This is a genomic window from Pseudomonas sp. MD195_PC81_125 (assembly GCF_014060985.1).
Taxonomy (GTDB): domain Bacteria; phylum Pseudomonadota; class Gammaproteobacteria; order Pseudomonadales; family Pseudomonadaceae; genus Aquipseudomonas; species Aquipseudomonas parakoreensis.
This window is the reverse complement of record NZ_JABULD010000860.1, coordinates 1-527: the sequence shown is the minus strand read 5'-3', so window position 1 is coordinate 527 and position 527 is coordinate 1. Positions and strand designations below refer to the sequence as shown.

At 52.6% G+C, this 527-nt stretch carries 1 protein-coding gene; it reads left to right on the top strand.

Going from position 1 to position 527, the window contains the following annotated elements; translation table 11 throughout:
* Nucleotides 1-175 precede the first annotated feature (175 nt).
* Nucleotides 176-527 (top strand): hypothetical protein (locus tag HT737_RS29820; protein WP_182404613.1); only part of this gene is annotated, 352 nt, incomplete at its 3' end.

Sequence of the window (527 nt, the reverse complement as noted above, 5' to 3'; positions counted from 1 at the left end):
GAAGGATTTTGAAATGTGAATCAGCTGATTCACGAGCGCCGACTATAACCAGCGCGGGACATGGATTGCAATGATTTGGCCAAAGGGCCAGCAGGGACAGTTGGCGGCGAGGTGAATAGGCTGATGAGCAACGGATAGGCCCATTGATGGGGAGACACGGAATGCTCGGGATCACATGCCAAGGGAACGGACATATTTGCGGTATCAGGTCTATCGGTCAGAGGCGCGGAAGCAGGCCGGTATTACTTTTGCCAAACTGCAGAAAGATCTGCAACAGAACGGGATCGTGGATCTGGACCACTCCAGAGTTCGTTTTGAGGCCATCGATGCTCTGGCCCTGAATGCCTATGAACAATGGCTTGATCCTCATTTTTCCTGGCAGGAAGTTGTCAGGTGGAAGGCCAGAGAACCGATGGCGTTCGATTTGGCAATCTGGTTTGATCAAGAGCTTTGCGGACTTTGCTTCGCGAATCCTAACCAGAGCAGGTTGCGCGTGAAAATCGTGCGCCTTGAAGGCCAACCGGGAA